Origin of the sequence: Clostridioides sp. ES-S-0108-01, assembly GCF_020662285.1 — a bacterium.
Taxonomy (GTDB): domain Bacteria; phylum Bacillota; class Clostridia; order Peptostreptococcales; family Peptostreptococcaceae; genus Clostridioides.
In genome coordinates, this window is sequence record NZ_JADGMN010000025.1 from 1 (window position 1) to 24899 (window position 24899).

18 protein-coding genes, 1 pseudogene and 1 riboswitch are annotated in these 24899 nt (G+C 29.2%); of the genes and pseudogenes, 3 read left to right on the forward strand and 16 right to left on the reverse strand.

Going from position 1 to position 24899, the window contains the following annotated elements; genetic code table 11:
- Positions 1 to 311 precede the first annotated feature (311 nt).
- The 3 genes from IR152_RS16890 to IR152_RS16900 are packed head-to-tail and all read right to left on the reverse strand — an operon-like array spanning position 312 to position 3848.
- Positions 312 to 1367 (reverse strand): PTS fructose transporter subunit EIIC, encoded by a 1056-nt coding sequence (locus IR152_RS16890; protein WP_227453075.1) that lies wholly within the window; start codon positions 1365 to 1367, stop codon positions 312 to 314.
- Position 1368: 1 nt separating this feature from the next.
- Complete coding sequence (locus IR152_RS16895) at positions 1369 to 1821, reverse strand: PTS sugar transporter subunit IIA (RefSeq protein ID WP_227453076.1); 453 nt, start codon at positions 1819 to 1821, stop codon at positions 1369 to 1371.
- On the reverse strand, positions 1818 to 3848 hold the full coding sequence (locus IR152_RS16900) for a BglG family transcription antiterminator (RefSeq protein ID WP_227453077.1): 2031 nt from the start codon (positions 3846 to 3848) through the stop codon (positions 1818 to 1820). Before IR152_RS16900 ends, IR152_RS16895 begins: the two co-directional genes overlap by 4 nt.
- A gap of 704 nt (positions 3849 to 4552) precedes the next feature.
- Here IR152_RS16900 and uvrA point away from each other — a divergent pair.
- Positions 4553 to 7981, forward strand: coding sequence for an excinuclease ABC subunit UvrA (gene uvrA / locus IR152_RS16905; RefSeq protein ID WP_227453078.1), 3429 nt, complete (start codon positions 4553 to 4555; stop codon positions 7979 to 7981).
- A gap of 16 nt (positions 7982 to 7997) precedes the next feature.
- On the forward strand, positions 7998 to 9176 hold the full coding sequence (locus IR152_RS16910) for an MFS transporter (RefSeq protein WP_227453079.1): 1179 nt from the start codon (positions 7998 to 8000) through the stop codon (positions 9174 to 9176).
- A 377-nt stretch (positions 9177 to 9553) separates the two neighbouring features.
- Here the strand turns inward: IR152_RS16910 and IR152_RS16915 are convergent, their stop codons facing one another.
- The 9 genes and pseudogenes from IR152_RS16915 to IR152_RS16955 form a co-directional block, all read right to left on the reverse strand.
- Positions 9554 to 9940 (reverse strand): hypothetical protein, encoded by a 387-nt coding sequence (locus IR152_RS16915; RefSeq protein ID WP_227453080.1) that lies wholly within the window; start codon positions 9938 to 9940, stop codon positions 9554 to 9556.
- Positions 9941 to 10296: 356 nt separating this feature from the next.
- Complete coding sequence (gene guaA, locus IR152_RS16920; RefSeq protein WP_227453081.1) at positions 10297 to 11832, reverse strand: glutamine-hydrolyzing GMP synthase; 1536 nt, start codon at positions 11830 to 11832, stop codon at positions 10297 to 10299.
- 220 nt (positions 11833 to 12052) lie between these two features.
- Positions 12053 to 12154: riboswitch (purine riboswitch) on the reverse strand.
- Positions 12155 to 12212: 58 nt separating this feature from the next.
- Positions 12213 to 13396, reverse strand: a pseudogene (larC, locus tag IR152_RS16925) (nickel pincer cofactor biosynthesis protein LarC).
- 87 nt (positions 13397 to 13483) lie between these two features.
- Positions 13484 to 14224 carry a nickel pincer cofactor biosynthesis protein LarB gene (larB, locus tag IR152_RS16930; protein ID WP_227453082.1) on the reverse strand — a complete coding sequence of 247 codons (741 nt, stop codon included), beginning with the start codon at positions 14222 to 14224 and terminating at the stop codon, positions 13484 to 13486.
- A 261-nt stretch (positions 14225 to 14485) separates the two neighbouring features.
- A complete protein-coding gene (gene groL / locus IR152_RS16935) occupies positions 14486 to 16114 on the reverse strand; it encodes a chaperonin GroEL (RefSeq protein WP_227453083.1) in 1629 nt (542 codons plus the stop codon).
- A 32-nt stretch (positions 16115 to 16146) separates the two neighbouring features.
- Positions 16147 to 16431, reverse strand: a complete 285-nt coding sequence (gene groES / locus IR152_RS16940; RefSeq protein ID WP_003420907.1) for a co-chaperone GroES — start codon at positions 16429 to 16431, stop codon at positions 16147 to 16149.
- A 185-nt stretch (positions 16432 to 16616) separates the two neighbouring features.
- On the reverse strand, positions 16617 to 18107 hold the full coding sequence (gene cls / locus IR152_RS16945) for a cardiolipin synthase (protein WP_227453084.1): 1491 nt from the start codon (positions 18105 to 18107) through the stop codon (positions 16617 to 16619).
- Positions 18108 to 18124: 17 nt separating this feature from the next.
- Positions 18125 to 19000, reverse strand: coding sequence for a DNA-3-methyladenine glycosylase family protein (locus IR152_RS16950; RefSeq protein WP_227453085.1), 876 nt, complete (start codon positions 18998 to 19000; stop codon positions 18125 to 18127).
- A gap of 292 nt (positions 19001 to 19292) precedes the next feature.
- On the reverse strand, positions 19293 to 20324 hold the full coding sequence (locus IR152_RS16955) for a YeiH family protein (protein ID WP_227453086.1): 1032 nt from the start codon (positions 20322 to 20324) through the stop codon (positions 19293 to 19295).
- A gap of 187 nt (positions 20325 to 20511) precedes the next feature.
- On the opposite strand from IR152_RS16955, the gene IR152_RS16960 reads away from it, so the two are divergent.
- A complete protein-coding gene (locus tag IR152_RS16960) occupies positions 20512 to 21402 on the forward strand; it encodes a LysR family transcriptional regulator (protein ID WP_227453087.1) in 891 nt (296 codons plus the stop codon).
- 69 nt (positions 21403 to 21471) lie between these two features.
- Here the strand turns inward: IR152_RS16960 and IR152_RS16965 are convergent, their stop codons facing one another.
- The 4 genes from IR152_RS16965 to IR152_RS16980 form a co-directional block, all read right to left on the reverse strand.
- On the reverse strand, positions 21472 to 22398 hold the full coding sequence (locus tag IR152_RS16965; protein WP_227453088.1) for a ketopantoate reductase family protein: 927 nt from the start codon (positions 22396 to 22398) through the stop codon (positions 21472 to 21474).
- A gap of 215 nt (positions 22399 to 22613) precedes the next feature.
- A complete protein-coding gene (pyrE, locus tag IR152_RS16970; protein WP_003420885.1) occupies positions 22614 to 23198 on the reverse strand; it encodes an orotate phosphoribosyltransferase in 585 nt (194 codons plus the stop codon).
- 84 nt (positions 23199 to 23282) lie between these two features.
- On the reverse strand, positions 23283 to 24185 hold the full coding sequence (locus tag IR152_RS16975) for a dihydroorotate dehydrogenase (protein ID WP_227453089.1): 903 nt from the start codon (positions 24183 to 24185) through the stop codon (positions 23283 to 23285).
- Positions 24178 to 24870: a dihydroorotate dehydrogenase electron transfer subunit gene (locus tag IR152_RS16980; RefSeq protein WP_227453090.1), complete on the reverse strand. Its 693-nt coding sequence runs from the start codon at positions 24868 to 24870 to the stop codon at positions 24178 to 24180. Before IR152_RS16980 ends, IR152_RS16975 begins: the two co-directional genes overlap by 8 nt.
- Positions 24871 to 24899 lie beyond the last annotated feature (29 nt).

The following is a 24899-nucleotide window of genomic DNA, read 5'->3' on the forward strand; positions in this document are numbered from 1 at the left end:
TATAGGCTCTATTGGTAATCCATCATCATCTGATACAAAGTATCTTTCCTTCCCATTTTCTGTTTTTACTTTTACTACTTCCATAGTTCTATATACACTCCTATAATTCTACTTTATTCTATACTTAATTTACTATAAATACTATAATTATTACAACTATATATTTAATATTTTAAGTATTATATCGTATAAGAGTATATTTAAACTACTATAAATACCGTCTAATTACTTACACTATATTTCTTTAAAGTTATAATTTTGTATGATTATTTTTTATAATAAATTTTCATATAAATTAACAGTATTTATATCTATAATTCTTCAAATACTAGTTCAATAGAATCATCTATATCTTCTTCTATTTCTTCATCTTCTTTTACATCTTTCTTTACTAATTTCATTAATACTGCAACGACTACCGCTCCAGTTATCACTGATACAATATACCCCAACCTATTATCAACAACTGGTAATACTATGAGACCTCCCCAAGGTGCATGATTTAAACATCCTAATAAAAATGCCATAATGTTTCCTATAATCGACCCAACCATAATACAAGGTATTACTCTAACAGGGTCTGCTGTTGCAAATGGGATAGCTCCTTCTGTAATTCCAACACATCCCATTAATAGTGAGGCTTTTCCTGAGTCTCTTTCTTCCTTACTAAATTTTTTTGGAAACAATAACGTAGCCAATCCTAATCCAATTGGAGGTATACAAATTGCAACTCCAACTCCACCCATTAAATATGGAAGTGTATCAACTTGAGTTTGGGCAAAAGTCGCAGCTACTTTATTTATAGGACCACCCATATCTGAAGCTATCATTCCTCCTAGAATTCCTCCTAAAGGAATTTTAGAAACACCAGACATTCCATTCAACCAATTAGTCATCCATGTCATAAAAGAAGCTATAGGTTCTCCAATTAAAAATACAATTATACCACCTGTAATCAATGTTCCAAGTAAAGGATAAATAAATATTGGACCTAAAGTTCTCATTGTAGGAGCCAATTTAATTTTCTTTAATTGTAAAACAACAAATCCTGCTATAAATCCTGCTATAATACCACCTATAAAACCAGCATTTACTTCTTTTGCTAAATATGCACCTATCATACCTGGAGCTAACCCTGGCTTATCTGCCATGCTAAATGCTATATATCCACCCAATATTGGAATAAATAAAGCTAGACCAGCAGCTCCAATTTGATTAAGTTTAGCTAACCATCCAGTTTCAGGAACAGCAGCTTGTCCACTTAGAGTTACTGATAGAGCAAATAATATACCTCCAGCAACTACAAATGGAATCATATACGATGTTGCTGTCATAAGATGTTTTTGCAAAAACTTCAAAATTCTCATTTTAATCTTCCTCCTCTATTTTTTCTTTTATAAGATTATAGACTGTTTGTTCATCTGACTCTCTAATTTGATTTCTAAAACTTTCATGCATTAATAAACGTGCAAGCTTTGACAAAATCTTTAGATGAAGATTATTTTCATTGTCTTTTGTAACAGATATTAAAAATATTAAATCTACTTTTTCTCCTTCTTCTGTCCATTCAATAGGTGTATCAAGCTTTCCAATTGTAATACAAGAATTTTTGACCCCAATACTTTGACTGTGAGGAAGGCCTATCCCATGCCCAATATAGGTTGACAGTGTTTCTTCTCTTTTTAAAACGTCTTCTAGAAATTGATTCTTTTCTTTTAGATAGCCCTCTTTTGATAATACATCTACTAATGATATAATAGCTTCTTCTTTTGAAGTTGCTTTCATCTCAAATGAACATTTTACATTGACTAACTTACTCATCCAGTGACCTCCTTTTCATATTTATGAATTAAACATTCTGCTTCTTCTTTTGTTTTTACACTTTCTAACATAGTAATAAAATTAGTTTTATAAACCATTTTAGTTAAATTAATTATTGCAGGAATTTGCTCTTTTTTATCTCTACTTGCTAGACAAAATATGATTTTAACCTTCTTATCTCCAAATTTAACTGCTTCCTTGCATATCAATAAACTTATTGAACTTACTTTGACCAATGAACTATCATTACCATGTAACAAAGCAAATTCCTCATCCTTTACAGCATAGAAACCTACATTATTTAAAATATATATAATATTATCAGCATATTGCATTGACACAAAATCACAATCAGCAAGTATATTTGAACTAATTTTCACAGCATCTTCCCATTTTATTTCTTTATCAATTACACTTATTGTATCAATTCCTATTAAATCACTTAGTTTAAGTTGTCTAGATAACATTCTCTCATCACTATATCCTAGTTCTTGCCATATAATACTCAGTACTCTTTTTTGAGCATCTTCTTCTAAAAAATCTAATCTCTTTTTAATTGATATGTAATTGGTCAAGACATTCTTTCTTTTTATTCCTTTTTCCTCAAGTTTTAAATAATCATTTTCTTGTAAAAAAGGATTAATTTCAATAATTGTTTTAGGCAAGTCTACTACTATTTTTGATGTTGTTACGATAAAATCTATATTTTCCCAGTCTTTATAATCTTGTAATTTATATGATGGAATGCTGTCTACTATATTTATCTGATAGTCATTTATTAAAGTATCTTTTAATATAGCAATTACACCATACCCAAATCCACAAACTAATAGTATATTTTTATAATTGTTACTTTCGTTTCTTTGTACACTTCCTAAAAAATGTATTGCTAGAAGTATTATTTCATTTTCATTCTTTATTTGATTTAACATCCTGTTTTTTTGTACAGAGGTTTTAGTAGCTTCAAGTACATATTGATATTTATCTGGTATTACATGGAATGACCCTTCATAAATCTGTATGTTTTGTTTGATTCTCTCTATCAATGGAGCAATATGATTAAGTAGCCCCTTATAAAGAATCATATCCTCTTTAAAATCAATGTTCAGAGTTTCAGACATATTATAAATTAAATCTTGAACTATTATTTCTGTACTAATTAAATCCATGTCTTCATTTAAACTTGCATACTTATTTGTAAAAAATACAAAACTCTTTAACAATAAAATTTGTTCTTTAGTTAACTTTTTTTGAATGATTTGCTCAAATTCTTGGTCAAATTTATTCTCAAAATATGGTTCACTTAAGGAAGAAGATTCTAAAGGATGCTTTTCATCTGAATGTATATACCATGTAAAAAGAAAGATATTTGAGACATACCATGTAAAAGATTCATCATTTAGAGTCCAGTCCATTTGTAAAAGTAAATCTGTAGACCAATTATATATATCATTCAAGGAAAGTCCTTTGAATATGTTTTCGATTACCTTCACTATATACTTTTCAAACACGCTCAAATCAGATTTTTCTTTGCCAAAAAGGTAAGAATATGATTTTAATATGTTTAACCTTTGTTTATATATAGTATCTTCATCTCCATTCATTTTGAAAACCTTATTATAAGTAATGCTTATTTGATTTCTCTCTAGTTCATCTGATAAAACATTAAGGTCATTTTTAATCGAACTTCTAGAAACTTTAAACTCTTTGCTCAATTTTTCTAAGTTTAACTTATCTACTTTAAACATTGATATAATCTTCATAATAGATACTCTTTCAGTTAAGGAAAACACATAGTCATTGTTGTCTATATATACTACTTGGAAATCATTTGGAATAATCAATGAACCTTTATTCATCCTTTGTATTAATGGTTTATTTAATGATTGTAAAACAACATTTAGATTGTCTATGTCATATCTAACTTTTCTTTCTTCTATGCTTAACTGTTGACTAATTTCCCGATAACTTGTCTTGCTTTTATTTTTTAGAAAATTCATAATGAGTAACATTCTTCCACTTATCATACTTTCCTCCTTTCAAAATAATTAGAGTTATCGATACTGCAAATTTTATGTTATTATGTATATTTTAGTTTCTTTATGTCTGAAAATAGGAACTGACTTTCTATATATTCAGAATAATACAATAAAGCTTTAACGACAACTTACAACATTTGAAAATTATTTTTACAAAATCTGTATCTATATTTTTTGTTAAAAACACAAATAAAAAATCAAGTTATATTTTATCAATACAAAGGTAATAAATAATCAGGAATTTTAATTAAAATAAATCTACACTATATATGTTTTCATTATTTTCTAAATTAAAATGATTAAATTTAAAACCTATTTTTTTCAGTAAGTTATTTCAAACCAATTTATCAGGTAAAACACCTAGCAATACTTTTGTACAGTTTTGTTCTGTTTTTAATCATTACAATAACCCCAGTATTATTTCCTGTGAATACTCTTGTCTTGCATAATTTGGACAAATTGTACAACCAATCCAATAAGCTTGATTATCCTGTTTCACATATAAATCACCAATAAGTTTATCTGATGTTTTTTCTAGTATAGAAAAACACCATCTTCAAAAGAATTGTCATTAAGCATAACACAAACCATATTTAGTATGACAATTAATCATCATGTTCAAAAAATTTAAATTGCCCTTGCATCTGACACCATGTCAGGGTATATCATTTATTTAGAGAGGTGAATGATATATGAAAATAAATAACTATCAAAAGCAAAGCATCATCACAAATCCTAAAAAATTTGAAAATGAATATCAAGACTTACCAGAAACCCCAACTGAGTTATTAAAAGTGGTTCAAAACCTAGTAATTCATGGAGACCAGGGAAAACTTTATGGTATATCTTTTAATAAGCAACAATCTGATGAAGAATTGCTTCGTACAGTTCCTCAAATGTTAAAAAGAATATTTGAAATAAATTCTAACTCACTAACTATTTCAAGAAACCCAAAACAAAGACTTGTTGGAATGTGCAGAGACTATTCTTTACTTCTTGTATCCTTCCTAAGATATAGAGGTTTTGAAGCTAGAATGAGAGCAGGTTTTGCTAATTATTTTGAAAGTGAGCTTCCTTATGAAGACCACTGGCTTGTAGAATACTATGATACGGTAACAAAAAGATGGATAAAAATAGATGCACAAATAGATAACATACAAAAAAATTATTTTCAAATTAATTTTGACACTCATAATGTCAGAAAAATAGATGGGTTTTTAACTGGCCCAGAAGCCTGGATAAGCTGTCGACAAGGTCATACTCATCCAGATGACTTTGGATATAATAAAAATTGGAAAGGCTGGCATTCTGTAAAGGGTAATCTTCTACACGACTTTAATAATATGATTGGTTTGGAATTGCTTCCATGGGATTTATGGACAGAATTAAGTTCTAAAAAATACAATCAATTAACAAGAGCAGAAAAAAATTTGTTAGATGAAATGGCAGAGATATTATCAAGTGGCAATATGAAAATAGAAGACCTTAATTTGTTAATAGAAAAATTACCTGAAGATTACTTGACATCAATCTTTTCTCAGTTAAAAATATTAGGTATTTCACAAACAAAAGAATTAGGTAATCCTCTTGAATTAGAAAAAAAATTCAAATTTACCAAAGCAATAAATAAACCAATTAAAAATTCACTTTGTCACAATAAAAGTTCTATTTATTTAAAAGGAGGAAGGCAAAATAATTTAAAAGATGTTGAGGTTACAATTCCAAAGAATAAAATGACTGTTATTACAGGTGTAAGTGGTAGTGGAAAATCCTCTTTAGCTTTCGATACGATTTATGAAGAAGGAAAAAGACGTTATTTTGAAAACCTAAGTAATGGAGCAAAACTTTCAGAACAGCTTCAAAAACCTGAATTTGACTTACTTCAAGGATTAACCCCTACTATAGCTATTGAACAAAAAAAAGGAAGCCAAAATCCTCGTTCTACTGTTGGTACTCTTACAAGCATCTGGGATTACTTAAGAATGTTATTTGTATCAATCGGAAAAAGTTACTGTCCATATTGCAAAACTCCATTAGAAAAAAAGAATAATACAAAAAATCATTGTTCATATTGTAAAACTATTTTTTCTAAGATAAATACTTCAACCTTCAATGCTAATTCCCATACTGGAGCTTGTCATGATTGTAATGGATTGGGTTTTACCTATCAAGTTAATCCTCAATTAATTGTAAAAGACCCTACTATTTCAATATTAGATGGAGCTACCTACTACTTTGGAAAATTGAGGGGGAAAAAGCCAAATGGTAATTGGATGGTAGGTGAATTATATGCAATAGCAAAAGATAAAAATATCGACCTAGATATACCTTGGAATGAATTGCCAAGAGATTTTATAGATGCAATCTTATATGGTACAGGTGATAAGATATATGAATTTAGCTTTGAATCAAGGGGGCGAGAATCAAAGATTAAAAGACCTGCCTCAGGTGCAATCAGCCACATTCAAAGACTTTTTAGAGAATCCAGTTCTCAAAATAATACCTTACATCAATATATGGACAAAATTCCTTGCCACACATGTGGTGGTGAGTTGCTATGTATTGAAGCTAGATTCACTACAATCAAAGGTTATCGCTTCCCTGAATTAACAAAAATGACGATAGAACAATTGTGGAATTGGTTGTGTGAATTACCAAATCAACTTCAACAAAATGAGATATCTTTGGTAAATGATATATTAACAGAATTAAAAATTCGAGTTAGTTATCTATTAAAGGTAGGTCTTAGCTATCTATCAACAGATAGAACAGCTCCAACCTTATCTGGAGGAGAACTACAGAGAGTACGATTATCAAGTCAGCTAGGAAGTGAATTAGTAGGCCTAACCTATATTCTAGATGAACCATCTATTGGTTTACATCCAAGAGACCATAATCTAATCATCAAAACTATAGAAGAGCTAAGAGATAATGGTAATACTGTGATAGTCGTTGAACATGATAAGGATACAATACTGGCTGCTGATTATATTATTGATGTAGGTCCAAACGCTGGTACAAAAGGTGGCTTCATTATTGCAGAAGGTACAACTCAAGAAATTATAGAAAATCCAAATTCTATAACAGGCAAATATCTGGGTACATCCAATAAAATAAGTTCAAAAAATAATATTAAACCAAGTAAGTGGTTAAACTTAAAAGGATGCCATGCAAATAACCTAAAAAATATTGATGTAGAAATTCCCTTAAACTGTATGTGCTCTATTACAGGTGTTAGTGGTTCTGGTAAGAGTTCTCTTGTATTTCACAGTTTACTTCCTGCTTTGGAAGAAAAATTAAACCAAAAATCTATCCCAAATAAAAACTATACCGAACTTACTGGATTTGATACTATTGATGATTTTATCTTAATGGACCAAACACCTATTGGAAAATCTAGTCGCTCTACACCTGCTACTTATATCAATATCTTTGATGAAATTCGTTCTCTATTTGCTGAAACTCCACAAGCAAAACAACAATTATTGGATGAAAGCTATTTTAGCTTTAATAGCAAAAAGGGGCAATGCCCCAACTGTCAAGGATTAGGCAAAACAAAAATTATTCTACAATATATGGCAGACCAATGGGTAACTTGTAGTGAATGCCAAGGTAAGAGATATCAAAAAAAAATACTGTCTGTACAATACAAAGGAAAAACAATGGCAGATATACTTGACATGGAAGTAACAGAAGCAAAATCATTTTTTAGTGATTGCCCTGATATATATAGAAAACTCTCTCTATTAGATGAAGTGGGACTTGGCTATCTAAAACTAGGACAAAATACATTAGGATTAAGTGGAGGAGAATCTCAAAGGATAAAATTAGCAAAAGAATTAGGAACAAAAACTAAAAAAAGAATGTTATACATATTAGATGAGCCTACTACTGGACTTCATTTTAAAGATGTAGAGAATTTGCTAATTACTTTTAGAAAACTTGTAAATGAACAACATTCACTTTTAATTATTGAACACAATACAGAAGTTATATGCGCTTCTGACTGGGTTATCGATATAGGTCCAGACAGTGGAATAAATGGAGGAGAAATTGTTGCTTCCGGAACTCCTGATGAAATAAGAATAAATCCAAATAGTATTACTGGACATTTTATATAAGAAGGAGGCACTGTAAATGAAACAAGAAAAAAATTGGAAGATAAAATTGGCAATATTTATGGCTAGTCAAACAATCTCAATGTTAGGCTCCTCTATTGTTTCTCTATCAATGATTTGGTATATAACTCTTCAGACAAATTCAGGAATTAGTATTGCTGGAATTACAGCAACTACTTTTCTCCCACAAGCACTTGTTATGCTAGTGGGAGGGGTTATTGCTGACCGTTTTTCAATGAAGAAAATTATTATCTGGTCAGATATGTTTATTGCTAGTTCAACCCTTTGTTTAGCCATTCTCTATTTTTATGGTCATCAATCGATTGGGTGGATATATTTCTTTAATAGTTTAAGGTCTTTAGGTAGTGGTATCCAGTTACCTGCATCCAAAAGTATTCTCCCTTTATTTATTCCAGAAAAGGAACTTCTGCGTGCCAATAGCTACTCGACAACTATTTGGAGTATTATTCAATTAGTTTCACCAGGGTTAGGTGGATTAGCATTAAGTATGTTTCCACTAGGAGGAGTTTTCTTAATAGATGTAATCACTGCACTTATTAGTGTTGGTTTTCTTGCTAGCATTTCTATAAAAGAAATAGAGAAAAGACAATCAGAAAATAGTATTGAGCAATTAAAAGAAGGATTTCGATATTTATCTAAATCAGTAGAATTAAAAAAAGTATTGATTTTATATACTACATTTCAGTTTCTAGTTATTCCAGCTTCTCAACTTACACCACTCCTTGCTTCTAATAATTTAGGTAATAAAGTGTGGATATTGAGTGGAATTGAAATTGCATTTTCTGTAGGGGCTCTAGTGGCCAGTTTAATACTAGGTTGTAAAAAAACTCACATTTCGCATTTCAAATTAATTAGTTTTTCATCATTTTTATTTGGAACAATGATGAGTTTCTCAATATTTACTAATCAGGTTCTCCTATTCATGATTGTTATGTTTATTATGGGAATTGGAAGTCCACTTTACTATACACCTTTGATTACAATGATTCAAGAAAAAACCACTCCAAAGTACATGGGACGTATATTTTCATATGTTGATTTATTAGGAACTTTAGCTTCACCTCTTGGTATGCTCATTTTTGGTCCATTAAGTACTATAAATTTGAATAGTGCTTTTCTCCTTCCGGGATTATGCTTAGTTATATTAGGAGGAGGTCTATTAATAAAATCAAAGTAGTTTAAATAAAACCAATTAAAAACACATGGATTTAAATATAAGTTTATAAAATATGTTATAGTATAAAAAAATTATTACCATAGTCACATAATAGTAAAATATCCTAAATACAATGGTTATAATGAAGTCTATAATAATAGAGTCAACAGACCTACTCTTGTAATATTTTGATAGCTATTATAATCCATTAAAATGTAAAAGAAGTTTGTTGAAATTAATAATTATAGCTTGTTTTAGCAATATATATCCAAATAGCCTTATTTTATTGGCTATTTGGGTTTAAGAAAGACATAAAAATAGATATAATTTACTTACCAACAATTTATAAATAAAAAAACATTCCCAATATACCACTTATTAGCATAATCATAATGGAATTAATTTGCTGAGATAATTAAACCTAAGGTGACCGCAATTTCTCCCCAAAATCCTTCAATTTGAAGCCCAACAAAAGTAGAATTTTCTAATTTAAAATTAATCTTAGAAATACATTCTCCATACTTTCCTGTCTCAGTAACTATAACATTTTCTCCTGATTTATTTTTATAATCAAGTTGTTCAATTTGAACATGATTATGACCTGAAACTATAGCATCAATTCCATCAACTTGTTGAGCTAAGTCTTGTATTCTATTTCCTGGATTTCTAGGTTTCTTAGGTTTCTCAACTGTATGTGCCACAGCAACTATAATGTCAGGCTTCTCTTTTCTCATTATACCAACCCACTTTTTAGCATCTTCTACAAATATTTGATTTAATATCATTGAACACTAAATTCTCTTATAATATTACTACGTTAATATATAAAAATCATCAAGATATTTCATAGGCATAAAATTATCACAAAAATAAGAAAAAGACTAGCAAACTCAAGCTCTAGTCTTTTTCTTATTTTACTTAGAATAATTCTCAATACTATCTATTCTTTACTTCTAAGTATATTTTATATATCATTCAATTACTATTCTGTACACTAATATTTATAAAAACTTGTCTACTTTATCATCAAATTTATCTATAGTACAACCAAATAACTTTCTTTACGCTTCTATTTTTACAACAGAACTTGCTCTTCTTTATTACAAATCTTTGTTCTAATTTTAATATTTCTATATACTTATTATTCCCATTCGATAGTACCAGGTGGTTTAGAAGTTATATCATAAACTACTCTATTTACTCCATCAACTTCATTTATTATTCTATTAGAAATTCTCTCTAATACATCATAAGGCATCTTATACCAGTCAGAAGTCATTCCATCAGAAGAAGTAACTGCTCTTAAACCAACTAGATAAGCATATGTTCTTTCATCACCCATAACTCCAACAGTCTTAACATCTGGTAATGTTGCAAAAGCTTGCCATATTTCTCTGTATAAACCTGCTTTTCTAAGCTCGTCCATATAAACAGCATCAGCTTCTCTTAATATATCACATTTTTCTTTAGTTACATCACCTATAACTCTTATTCCTAGACCTGGGCCTGGGAAAGGATGTCTAAATATTAATCCTTCTTCTATACCAAGCTCCAATCCTATTTTTCTAACTTCATCTTTAAACAACTCTCTTAATGGTTCTACAATTTCTTGGAAGTCTACATCTTCTGGAATTCCACCAACATTATGATGAGACTTTATAGTAGCAGCATTTCCATGTCCACTTTCTATAACGTCTGGATAGATTGTTCCTTGAACTAAGAAATCCATTTTTCCTAATTTATTTGATTCTTCTTCAAATACTCTTATAAATTCTTCACCTATTATTTTTCTCTTAGCCTCTGGTTCAGAAACTCCTTTTAATTTAGATAAGAATCTATCTTCTGCATTAACTCTTATTAAATTTATATTAAATTTCTCTCTAAATATTCTTTCTACATCATTTCCTTCATTTTTTCTAAGTAAACCATGGTCAACAAATATACAAGTTAAGTTGTCCCCAATTGCTTTATGAACAAGAACTGCGGCAACAGAAGAATCAACTCCTCCACTTAAAGCACATAAAGCTTTTTTATCACCTATTTTTTCTTTTAATTCTTTTATTTTATCTTCTATAAATGAGTCTGTAGTCCAGTCACCTTTTACTTTACAAATATTATATAAGAAATTTGTAAGTATCTTGTCCCCTTCTAAACAGTGTTCTACCTCTGGATGGAATTGAACTCCATATAAGTTTTGTTCTACATTTTCCATAGCTGCTACTGGACAATCATTAGTATTTGCAACTATAGTAAATCCTTCTGGAACTTTTTCTATTAAATCTGTATGACTCATCCATACACTATTTGTAGTTATCCCTTCAAATAATGATGATTTTCCATAAGTTATAGCTGTTTTTCCATATTCTTTCTCTTGTTTATTACCTTTTCTTACAACTCCTCCCAATACATGAGACATTATTTGAATACCATAGCATATTCCAAGTATTGGCACTCCTAGTTCAAATATTTCTTTTGATATTGTTGGAGAATCTTCTAAATACGCACTATTTGGTCCACCTGTAAATATTATCCCTTTAGGATTTTTTTCTTTTATTCTTTCTATGCTTGCAGTACATGGAAGTATTTCACAATATACGTTGTTTTCTCTAACTCTTCTAGCTATCAACTGATTATATTGCCCTCCAAAATCTATTACAAGTACTAATTCATGTTTCATAAATTCACATCTCTCCTTGTATAATATAGTTTTATATATTTATTTTAACACAATACAGTTTAAATTATATTAAATCTTTTTACACAAAAAACCTGTATAGTAACTTCCATAATTTCTAACAAAAGTGAAATTACTATACAGGCTTCCAAAATGCCCTTTATCTTATAGCCAACACATAGGGAGTATAACTCAGCCTACACATTTACTTAATTAGGTCTTTTGGTATAATAATTTCACCCATAGTCAAGATATTTACGGTATCTTGGTAGAGACTCTCAGACCATATTTCTGAGCATATACGAGTGAGTTTATATTTTATATATTTTTTCTGTTTGCTTTTATTTAATAAAGCTGAATATTAATTTATCAAAATTTATTACTTATGTCAATAAGTTTTCACTAAATTCTTCTTTTATTCTAAAATTTATATCAGCAAACACTTTTTTTATAGGAATATCTTCATTTTTTGCTATAATTTTACATTCATTATATTCTGGAGTCGCCTTGACTAGTTCTCCTTTATAATACCCTAATTTTACTGTAACTACTCCATATTTTGTATCCAATTTTACAAATTTTCGCTCTAGAATTTCTCTATTATATGCATTATATCTCACTCCAAAAGTGCTAGTTTCTAAAAGCAATATTTTAATAAATTTTTCTAAATCTGATTCATTGCATAAAATTGACACTTTTGTTGCAGGTCTATTCTTCTTCATATAAATACTCTCCGTATAAATATCTAATGCTTTTTCAGCTAGTATTTTTTCATACAAATAAGAATAAATTTCTGAAGACATATCATCAATGTTTGCACTAATTTCATAAATTAACTCTTCTTTTTTTTTTCACCTAATACAGTTCTTAATATATTTGGTACTTCAAACTTCTTATGACCTATTCCATATCCAATTTGCTTTGGAGAAAATTCAAACTCATCCACAAACTCATCACATAAAACTTTTATGATTGCAGCCCCTGTTGGAGTTGTACATTCTCCAGTTATATTATTTAATTTAATTGGTACACCTTTTAAAATTTCCATAGTTGCAGGTGCAGGTATAGGTATAACTCCATGTTCACAATTTACAAATCCTGAACCAACAGACACTGTACTAGCACAAACTTTATCTACACAAAGTAAATCAACCAATATAGAAGCTCCTACTATATCTACAATTGAATCTATAGCCCCTACCTCATGAAAATGTATCTTATCTATTGTAGTTCCATGAACTTTTGCTTCTGCTTCTCCAATTACCATAAATATTTTTTTTGATTTAGATTTTACATTTTCGTTTAGATTGCTTTCATCTATAATCTCAAATATATCCACTAAATTTCTATGTGTATGTTTTTCTTTTGTAATTACTTCTACCTTTGTACCTACTATTCCATTCTCGGTTTTTGAGCTGATGTTTATATTAAATTCATCGCTCATTTTTAGTTTATGAATTTCCTCCAAAAAAATTTCCTTAGGTACACCTAAATTTAATAAACTTGCAAGTGTCATATCCCCTGATATACCACTTATTATATCAAAATAAAGTATTTTTTCACTCATATATGTCTCCTCAATTTTAATAGTAAAAATATAATAGAAATTAGATTTTATTATATAATTTATGTTTAATTTATATCAATATATTTATTACAGTTTATTTATCATTGCTGCTAAATATCCTGCCCCAAATCCATTGTCAATATTTACAACAGATATTCCAGATGCACAGCTATTTAACATGGCTAGTAAGGCTGCTAACCCTCCAAAATTTGCTCCATATCCAACAGAAGTTGGAACAGCTATTACTGGAACATCAACCAATCCACCAACTACACTTGCAAGAGCACCTTCCATACCTGCAACAGCTACTATTACTCTAGCACTATCTATTTTATGTCTTTTATTTAAAAGCCTATGTATACCTGCCACTCCAACATCATATATTCTATCAACATCATTACCTAAAAACTTAGCTGTGTGATAGGCTTCGTCTGCTACTGGTATATCAGAAGTTCCTCCTGTAGCAATCACAATTTTACCCTTTCCTATATTCTCTATATCATGATTTTGAATCTTTAAAATTTTAGATAGTTCTTCATACTCTGCATGATTATAGATTTCTTTAATTTTCAGAAAAGTTTCTTTTCTACACCTTGTCCCCAATATGTTAGAACTTTTTTGATTCATTTTATCAATAATCCCTAAAATATGCTCATCACTCTTACCTTCACAATAAATAACTTCCGGATACCCATTTCTTAATTCTCTATGATGGTCTATATTTGCATATCCAATGTCTTCATAAGGTAAATCTTTTAACTTTTCTAACGCAAAATCTATATCAATATTTTCATTTTTAACTTCTTCAAGCAATTTTCTTAAGTCCATATTATCGCATCCTTTTAAATTTGATTTATTCTCTATCAACAATTATACCTTAATTAATATATATCTAAAATCATAACCTAAAAAATAACAATACAACTCTAAAATATTATCATAACCTAGATACTAATTTTCTTAATATGTATATTGAATTTATAGATATACAAAAATTAAATATATACAAAAGAACTATTTCAACTTAGAAGTTAAAATCTAAGTCGAAATAGTTCTTTATATTAAAATTTATATTTTAAACTTTTTAAATTACATCATACCTGGCATTCCGCCACCCATACCTGGCATTCCTGCATCTTCTTTCTCAGGAAGGTCAGCAACAGCAGCTTCAGTAGTTAAGAAAGTACTTGCTATTGATGCAGCATTTTGTAAAGCACTTCTACTAACTTTAGTTGGATCAACTATACCAGCTTCTATCATGTTTACATATTTTTCATTTAATGCGTCAAATCCAGTTTCTGCTTCAGAATTAACAACATTTTGCACAATTACAGCACCTTCAAGACCAGCATTTGTAGCTATTTGTCTTAATGGCTCTTCTAACGCTTTTTTAACTATTTGAGCACCTAGTTTAACTTCTCCTTCTAAACTCTCAATTAGTGTTCCTATTGCTGGTATAACACTAACAAAAGCAGTTCCTCCACCAGCTACTATTCCTTCTTCTACAGCTGCTCTAGTTGCATTAAGGGCATCTTCTATTCTTAACTTTCTTTCTTTTAACTCAACTTCTGTAGCAGCTCCAACTTTTATAACAGCTACTCCACCAGCAAGCTTAGCTAATCTTTCCATTAATTTTTCTCTATCAAAATCTGAAGTAGTTTGCTCTACTTGATGTTTAATTTGATTTACTCTATCTTCTATAGCTTTTTTATCTCCAGAACCATCTACTATTGTAGTATTTTCTTTAGTTACTTTAACAGATGAAGCTCTACCTAACATAGATAAATCAGCTTCTTTTAAATCGTAACCTAATTCTTCTGATATTACTTGGGCACCTGTAAGTATTGCTATATCTTGAAGCATTTCTTTTCTTCTATCTCCAAAACCTGGAGCTTTAACTGCTACTACATCAAATGTTCCTCTTAATTTATTAACTACTAACGTAGATAATGCTTCACCTTCTACATCTTCAGCTATTATTAATAACTTTTTACCTTGTTGAACTATTTGTTCAAGAATTGGTAATAATTCTTGTATGTTAGATATTTTTTTATCAGTGATTAATATATATGGGTCATTTAAAACTGCTTCCATCTTATCTACATCTGTAACCATATATGCAGAAACAAATCCTCTATCAAACTGCATACCTTCAACAGCATCTAATTCAGTATTCATAGTCTGAGATTCTTCAACAGTTATAACTCCATCTTTACCTACTATTTCCATAGCTTCTGCTATTAATTTTCCAACTTCTTCATCACCAGCAGATATAGAAGCAACCTGAGATATAGCTTCTTGTGTTTCTACTATTCTTGATTGATTTTTTAATTCTTCTACTGCCACTACTACTGCTTTTTGTATTCCTTTTCTTAATAATATTGGGTTAGCCCCTGCTGTTACATTCTTTAAGCCTTCTCTTATTATAGCTTGTGCTAAAACTGTAGCAGTTGTAGTACCATCTCCAGCTACATCATTAGTTTTAGTTGCAACTTCTTTAACTAACTGAGCACCCATATTTTCAAATCTATCTTCTAACTCTATCTCTTTTGCTATAGTTACACCATCATTAGTTATAAGTGGAGAACCAAATTTTTTATCTAATATAACATTTCTTCCTTTAGGTCCTAATGTTACTTTTACTGTATCTGCTAATTTATTTACACCAGCTTCTAAAGCTCTTCTTGTTTCCTCTGAAAATTTAATTTCTTTAGCCATTTTAAACCCCTCCTAATAAATTTATTCTATATTTATTCAATAACAGCTAATACATCACTTTGTCTTAGTATTGTGTATTCTTGTCCTTCTATCTTAACTTCTGTTCCAGAATATTTTTGGAATATAACCTTATCTCCTACTGTCAATTCCATTTTTATTTCTTTTCCTTCAACTATTCCACCTGGTCCAACTTCTACAACTTCAGCTATTTGAGGTTGCTCTTTAGCTGCCCCTGGTAAAACTATTCCACTTGCAGTTTTTTCTTCTGCTTCTACTTTTTTAATTACTACTCTGTCAGCTAATGGTCTTATTTTCATTATTCACGCCTCCTAAAATATTAAGTATAGACTAGTTCGCCTATGTTTTTAGTTATTTTTAAATTAATACTACCTTATATGTAGATTTATATATACTGTTTATTATCACTCTATCTAATAGAGTGCTAACAATTATTATAATATACCAATCACACATAATTTTCAATACCTTTTTTAATAATTTTTTATAATATTGGTGAAAATAATCTGGCTACAGATTCCTTGATTTTTTGTATGATATTTCTATTCTTAAATACCTCCAGATTAAGCTCTTCACAGTGACTTAAATCTTCAAAGAAATCATCTGTCATTACTCCAATAACTTCTTCATCATAAATAAATGCATTTACTTCAAAGTTAAGCATAAAACTTCTTAAATCCATATTAGCTGTGCCTGCAGAAGCAATTTTATCATCTATTATTACTACTTTAGAATGTATAAACCCTTTATTATACAAATAAACTTTGCCACCAGCTCTTAATATTTCTTCAAAATATGAATAGGATGCTATGTTTACTATCTTGTGATCTGCAATTTTTGGAAATATTATCCTTACATCTACTCCACTAAGAGCAGCACTTTTTATAGCTTTTAGTAAACTCTCATCAGGAATAAAATATGGAGTTTCTATATAAACATTTTGCCTAGCTTGACATATTGCAGAAAAATAAGCATAATGAATATCTTCCCAGTCACTATCTGGACCACTTGCAACAACCTGTATCATACTTTCACCAACATTCCCGACACTTGGAAAGTAATTTTTAGTCACTAAGACTTCTTTTATTGTATAATACCAGTCAATCAAGAATGTCATTTGAAGCATGTATACAGAAATACCTTTAATCCTAATATGAGTATCTCTCCAATACCCAAACTTATCATTTTTGCCTAAATATTCATCTCCTATATTTATTCCGCCTGTATATCCAATTATTCCATCAATAACAACAATTTTTCTATGATTTCTATAGTTTAATTTTCCTCCTATTATAGGAAATTTTGTAGGTAAAAATGCTGCAATTTCTATACCTACTTCCCTCATTTCTCGAAAAAATTTTCTATTAAACCAAAATCTCCAACATCCTACATCATCATATAAGATTCTTATCTTAACACCTTCTTTGGCTTTTTTTATAAGTTCCTCTTTTAACACCCTACCTATTTCACTATCTTTGATGATAAAGTACTCTAAATGAATATGGTCTTTAGCTTCTCTTATATCTTCTATAAGCCTTTTAAACTTTTCATTTCCATCTACAAATACATCTACCTTATTATTTTTAGTAAAGGGAAACATACCAGTCTTTAATAACATATTTATTACCCTTTTTCTATAACTACCATCCTCTTCATCTCTTAAAAGCTTGTTTTGCTTTATAGATTCTTTTTCTAATTCAACTATTTCTGTTATCTTTTCTAATGTATCAAAGAGTTTCTTTTCTTTTATATTATTAGCTAGTTTTTGAGTCTTAAATAATTTTCGTTTTCTAATATTTCTACCTGAAATAGCATATATAATTAAGCCTATTCCTGGAAATATAATAAACATCAATAACCAAGACATGGTTTTTGCAGGGTCTCTATTTTCAAGTAATATAATCACAGAAATTATGGCTCCAGCTAGATATGATATAATTAAATAGAACAGAAATATTGTTCCTATTACTCCCATAATTTCTCCCCCTTAATTTATTTTCCTATACCGAGTTCTCTTGCATAGTAAAATAAGTACTGTTGAGCAAATCCAGACATTTCTTTAAATTTATCAATTCCATAAGTTCTCATTTTAGGTAAACTCATGTCTTCATCTATATAGAACTCTTGCATAACTCTCTTAACCCAAACATCAACTGGAAAAGAATCATATTTTTGCATCCCAAATAACGCAATACAATCACATACTTTTGGTCCTACTCCATTAAATTTTAAAAGCTCTTTTCTACAGTCATCTGTACTTAAATTTGTATATTCAGATACCTTATCATTGTTTTCTATAACTGCCTGTGTAGTACTTTTTATGTACTTATCTCTAAAACCTGTTTGACATGCTCTTATTTCCTCTTGTGATGCCTTATTTAGCTCTTCTGGTGTTGGGAATGCATAGTATTCATTACCTTCATATTCACCTATATACTTACCAAATTTTCTTGATAAATTTTCTATAGCTCTTTGTATCATAGGAATTCTATTATTAGAGGAAATTATAAATGATATAAGCATTTCCCATCCATCTTGTCTTAATATTCTTATTCCCCATCCAAATTCGGTAGCCTTATTTAAATATTCATCCATATTTTTTAGTTTATTCTTTATTTCTGTATAATCAGTTCCTAAATCAAAGTAATTATACCAAATACTATTAAACTCCTTTAAATTCGTATTATTTAAATATATTTTATCATTCTCTTTTTTGACATTTAATATTCTTCCCTTTGCAACGCCAGTGTATGAGCCATCTTCTTGTTTATGCCATCTAAAACATTGACCACACTCAAATATATGTATTGGGTCAAAATCTGTTACTCCTTCTAGTATAACTCCATTATCCTTTTCATAAACATTCATATACCAAATCTCCTTAATATTTATATTTTCATTTTGTTTAATTATTTAAAAACTTAACTTTAATATGTGCATTTTACTTATTTTAACACAAAGATAAGTAATTTCAAAATCTATAAGGTTATTATTATGTAAAATAATATTTTACTTTAAATTTTCACCTTAAATAAAAAATGAATTCCGATAAGTTTATACCCATTTAAACTTATCGAAATTCATTTTTTATTTATATTATAAATTATTAGTATTATATTATTTTAATTAATCAAATTAGTATTACAAATACTACTTTATACTATATAAATATTTTTATCAAAACTACAGCTGATATAACTTGTACTGTACCTATAAATAAACCATATAAAGAAACCTCTTTCCCTTGTTTCACTAAATCTTTTACATTAACCTTTAGACCAATTGCTGCTAAAGCTATTATTTCTAATTTGTTACTTATTTCTTTACAAAATACAGATACTTCTTTTGGTATAATATTCATTGAAAAAAGTGCACAAGTTATAAAGAATCCAATTACATACCAAGGTATAGTTACTTTTTTCTTTTTTATCTCATCCTTTTCTTCTTCAAGAATTTCACTATTAGACTTATTTTTCATATGTCCAAATACTAATACAACAACAACTAAAAATATTACTCTTACTATCTTAAAAATAGTAGCCAAATCTTTTACATTTTCTCCAACAATTGCTCCACTTGCTACAACTTGACCAATTGATTGTAAAGTTCCACCTATCATTGCTGATGTTTTTACAAGTTCATGGCTGTATAAAAATTGAGATATTATCGGAAGTAAAAACATAAGGAATATACCAGTAACATTTACAATCGTTACTGCAATGCCCTTTTCTTTATCTGTAGCATTAACTACTGGAACGGTTGCTCCTATGGCAGAAGAACCGCATACTGCGTTTCCACTTGCCATTAGAAATCTAAAGTTTTCTTCAAAACCCAACTTTTTACCTATATAAAGTGCTGATATTATTGTTATTGTCATTTGTAATATTATAAATAAGATTCCCGAAACTTTTAAATCTATTAGCGTAGATACACTTAGTGTTGCCCCTAATAGTACTATTGAGTATGAAAGTAAGTCTGTCTCTGAAAATTTATAACCTTTTTGAAATACCTTTTGATTTAAGAATAAATTTCCTACAAACATGCCTAAAAATATAGAAATTGATGCTGCTCCTACCTTAGGAATTAGAGTAGAAATAAATATACTCATGTAACCTACTAGTACTGATACAATCAGTCCAGGTAATATTTCTTTTATAGTTTTTGATGTCAAATTACTTTTATTCTTTAACATAATATACCTACCTTATAGTTAATATAGTTTTCTTTACAATAATAGTATATAATTGTAATAACCATAAGTAAAATAAATATATAATATCGTAATGATTAATATTTTTGATGATTATTACATGTAGTATAATTATTTGTAAAAAGTATATAAAAAATGTAAAATTTCATTAAGTAAAGGAGATATAAAATTGTTTGAGGAATTAAAAACATTTGTGGCTGTCGTTGAATATAAAAATTTTACTAAAGCTGGTGAATACTTAAACTTATCACAGCCAAGTGTAAGTAAACACATTAAAAATCTAGAAAATTATTTTAAAGTCGTGCTTATAAATAGGTCTATTAAACAGAAGACTATTTTTATAACAGAAAGTGGACAAATATTGTATAAAAGAGCTAAAGAAATATTAAATCTTTTAAATATTACTTATCATGATGTAAGCCAAGTTTCAGATGCTATAACTGGACACTTAAAGATTGGTGCAAGTTTAACTATAGGAGAATATATTTTACCTAATTTTCTAGCATTATTTTCACAAAAGTATCCTGACATAGACGTAGAAATTTTCATAGAAAATACATCAATTGTATCTTCTCATGTTAAAGATTATATTCTAGATATTGGTCTTATTGAAGGCACTTGTTCTTCTCCTTCATTTATTCAAGAATATTTTTTTGAAGATAAGATGGTTCTGGCACTTCCGTACAATAGCCCTTTGTTAAAAGACTTTAGTTTTGAAAAACTCCAAGACCAGAAATGGATAGTTAGAGAGGATGGCTCTGGGACTAGAGATTATTTAGATATGTTTTTAAGTGTTAAAGAAATTATTCCAAAAAGTATGATGGTTTTTGGAAGTAACTATGCTGTCAAGGAATCTGTTAGAAATAATTTAGGAATTACAATAGTCTCTAATCTAGTGACAAGCTTACCTGTTTTAAACAATGAGCTGTCTGTCATAGAGCTTGGAAGCAACTACAACAGACATTTCTCATATATATTTCCAAAAGATATAACTTTATCAAAAGCAGCAAATATTTTTATTGATGAGTTAAAAATATTTAGTAATTTAAACAGTTTATAATATTAATAGAATTTATAATATTAATAGAATTTAAAATTAATACTTATCAAAGTTTTTTATAAATAATCTTTAAAATCTGCTTTCAATTACTTTTATCATATAAAAAAAGGTCTGATTTATAGGAGTAGGTATACTATATTGTTTTCCAAGTTCGCAAATATTCTTAGAAAACATATCTACTTCTGTGAGTCTATGGGCTTCTACGTCTTGAAGCATTGATGTTCTTCCTTCTTTTGAATGTTCCAATATTCTATGTAACGAAGTTTCTACATCATCTTCTGTAAGACGTATACCTTTTGCTTGGGCTATATCAACTACTTCCCTCATCGCAGATTTTGCTAATTCTCTTAGATACTCAGAGCTCTGAAAAACTCCATAAGGTGCACCAAGTATAGCTGAAGTTTGATTTACACCAATATTAACCATGTACTTCCACCACATATCTCGTTGAATATCTTTTGATAAAACATACTCTATATTTACACTATCAAAGACTTCAGTTATTATATTAGTTTTTCTATCTTCACTGTTATCTTTGTTACCAAATACAATTATTCCATTAGTAGTATGTATAATATTATTATTTATTTTCTTAGCATCTATATTGGTAACATATGAATATACCATTTTTTCAATTCCAAATCTTTCTCCTATTATCTCTTCACTATCAACTCCATTTAACAAAGACATTACTACTGTATTTTTTCCAACTAGTCCGTCTAATTCTTTTATATTTTCTCTTAAATTATTATATTTTAAGCCTATAATTATAAAATCAGCCTCTTGTTTATATTCATCTTTAGTTACATAATCAAAATCATACCTTTTCCCATTTATTATAAATCCGTCTTCTAAATATCTTTTCTTTCTTTCCCTGTCGCAAAGAATTTTAAAATCATATTTGGAATTTAAAAATTGTTCTGCAAAAGTAGCCCCTACAGCTCCTACTCCAAAAAATACAACCTTTTTATGATTTTCATTTAATTGATTTTTCATACTTACCCCTCCCTAATATATACTACTTTTTACCTTATACTTATATTGTACTGCTACTATCTCTTATTTTGTAAATATATTTTTAACAAAAAAAACAGCTAACCTTCATTTATAAGGCTAACTGCTTTTTATTTTTAAGTTATATGTTATATTACAAGTTTTTACTCTAAAAAATTTACCTTTTTTAAGTAACACTATGAATAATTAAGTTTTTATTACATTCCTAATTCCTTGAACTCTCTACTTCCAGGCTTAACAACTGGTAATTTTCCTTCCTTACATAAAGGACACTCATCAGATTCATAAACTTGAATATCAAGTTTTATAGCACTATATATAGGCATACCTATATCATGATTAGTTCTATCTGCTATACATGCAACACCTACAACTTCTCCACCTAAGGCTTCTAATACTCTTTTTGTCTCCATAGTTGATTTACCAGTAGTTACAACATCTTCAGCAATTATTATTTTTGCACCTTTTTTAACTTCAAATCCTCTTCTTAATTCCATTGTATTGTCTTTTCTCTCAGTAAATACAGCTTCTTTCCCTAACTGTCTTCCTAACTCGTAAGAAACTATTACTCCACCCATAGCTGGTCCCACTACTAAGTCTATATCTAAATCTTTTATTTGTTCAACAACTGTACTTAATACCTCAGCAGCATATTCTGGGAATCTTAATACTTTTGCACATTGTACATATCTATTGCTGTGTTTTCCTGAAGATAGTAAAAAATGTCCCTCTAATAATGCATCACTTTTCTTTAATATATCTACTACATCTACTTTACTCATATTATTTTTCCTCCATATTAATGTTATAAAATTATTGTTTATTTAATCTATATTTTTTATCTTTAAAATACTATTTATTCTACCTTATATAATTCCCCTTATTTCCTCTAAACTTTTTATTCCTTCTTTATCCATAAATTCATTAATTCCATCTATTATTTCAAGACCGATTCTAGGATTCATAAAGTTTGCAGTCCCAACTTGAATACAAGTAGCTCCTGCCATTATGAATTCTATAGCATCTGTAGCTTTAGTTATTCCACCCATTCCCATTACAGGTATATTTACGTTTTTGCACACTTCATGTACCATTCTTAAAGCTATAGGTTTTATAGCTGGTCCAGATAACCCAGAATATACATTTTCAAATATTGGTCTTCTGTTTTTTATATCAATTGCCATTGCTTTAAAAGTATTAACTAAAGAAACTCCATCAGCACCTTCTTCTTCACAAACTTTTGCCATTCCCACAATGTCTTCTGCATTAGGTGATAGTTTTATTACTAAAGGTAGTTTCGTTATGTTTCTTACCTCATGAACCACCTCTCTTGCCACTTCATTTTTTATACCAAAAGCCATTCCTCCAGCTTTGACATTTGGGCAAGATATATTTAATTCAATAATGTCTATAGGTTTATCATTTAACATTTGAACCCCTAATAAGTAGTCTTCTAATGTCCCACCTCCAACATTAGCTATTCTTACCAAGTCTAATTCACTAAAAAAAGGTAATTCGTTATCTATAAACCCTTGAACTCCAGGGTTTTCAAGCCCAACACTATTCATCATACCAGATGGTGTCTCATGAACTCTCATACCATTGTTGCCAGGTTTTTTATTTAAAGTAAGCCCTTTACTGCTTATACCACCAAGTTTTTGTATATCATAAACCTCATTATATTCTTTTCCAAATCCAAAAGTTCCAGACGCCATTATTACTGGATTTTTAAATTCTACACTTCCAAATTTCACACTTAAATTACCCATTAAAAATCACGTCCTCTCCCCAGAACACTGGCCCATCTTTACAAGTCTTTTTATTTCCCTCATTAGTTTTACACGTACACACTAAACAAGCACCTACTCCACATGCCATATGGTTCTCAAGAGATACCATAATTCTCGTTTTAGTACCGTCTACCATCTTAACCAATTTCTCCATCATTGGAGTTGGACCACATGTTAATATATAATCATATTTCTCCACATCAATTATATCTGTTACAAAAGTATTTCCTACTGTTGTATAGACTTCATTACATACTTGCTTATATTCATCTTCTAATATAACATCTTCTCTAAATCCAAGATATGCATCACAGTTTTTTATATTTTTAGCAACTAAATATAGTGGGGCTACACCGATTCCGCCTCCTACTAGAGCTACCTTTCCATCAACCTTAGTATATCCATTACCATAAGGTCCTTCTAACTTTATAGTATCATTTACTTTTAAGTTACTCAAAATTTGAGTTCCTTCTCCTACTACTTTATAAAGAAAAGTTATTCCTTCTTCATCTATATCATGTATACTTATAGGTCTTGAAAGTACTGGATAAGTATCCCATGCTCTTAGCATATAGAATTGTCCCATTTTACCTTCAAAGTTACCTTTTACTTTCATTCTATACATATCTTCGCCTATATATATATTTTCTAGAATTTTATACATCCCAAAATCTCCTTTGTTTTACTATTATA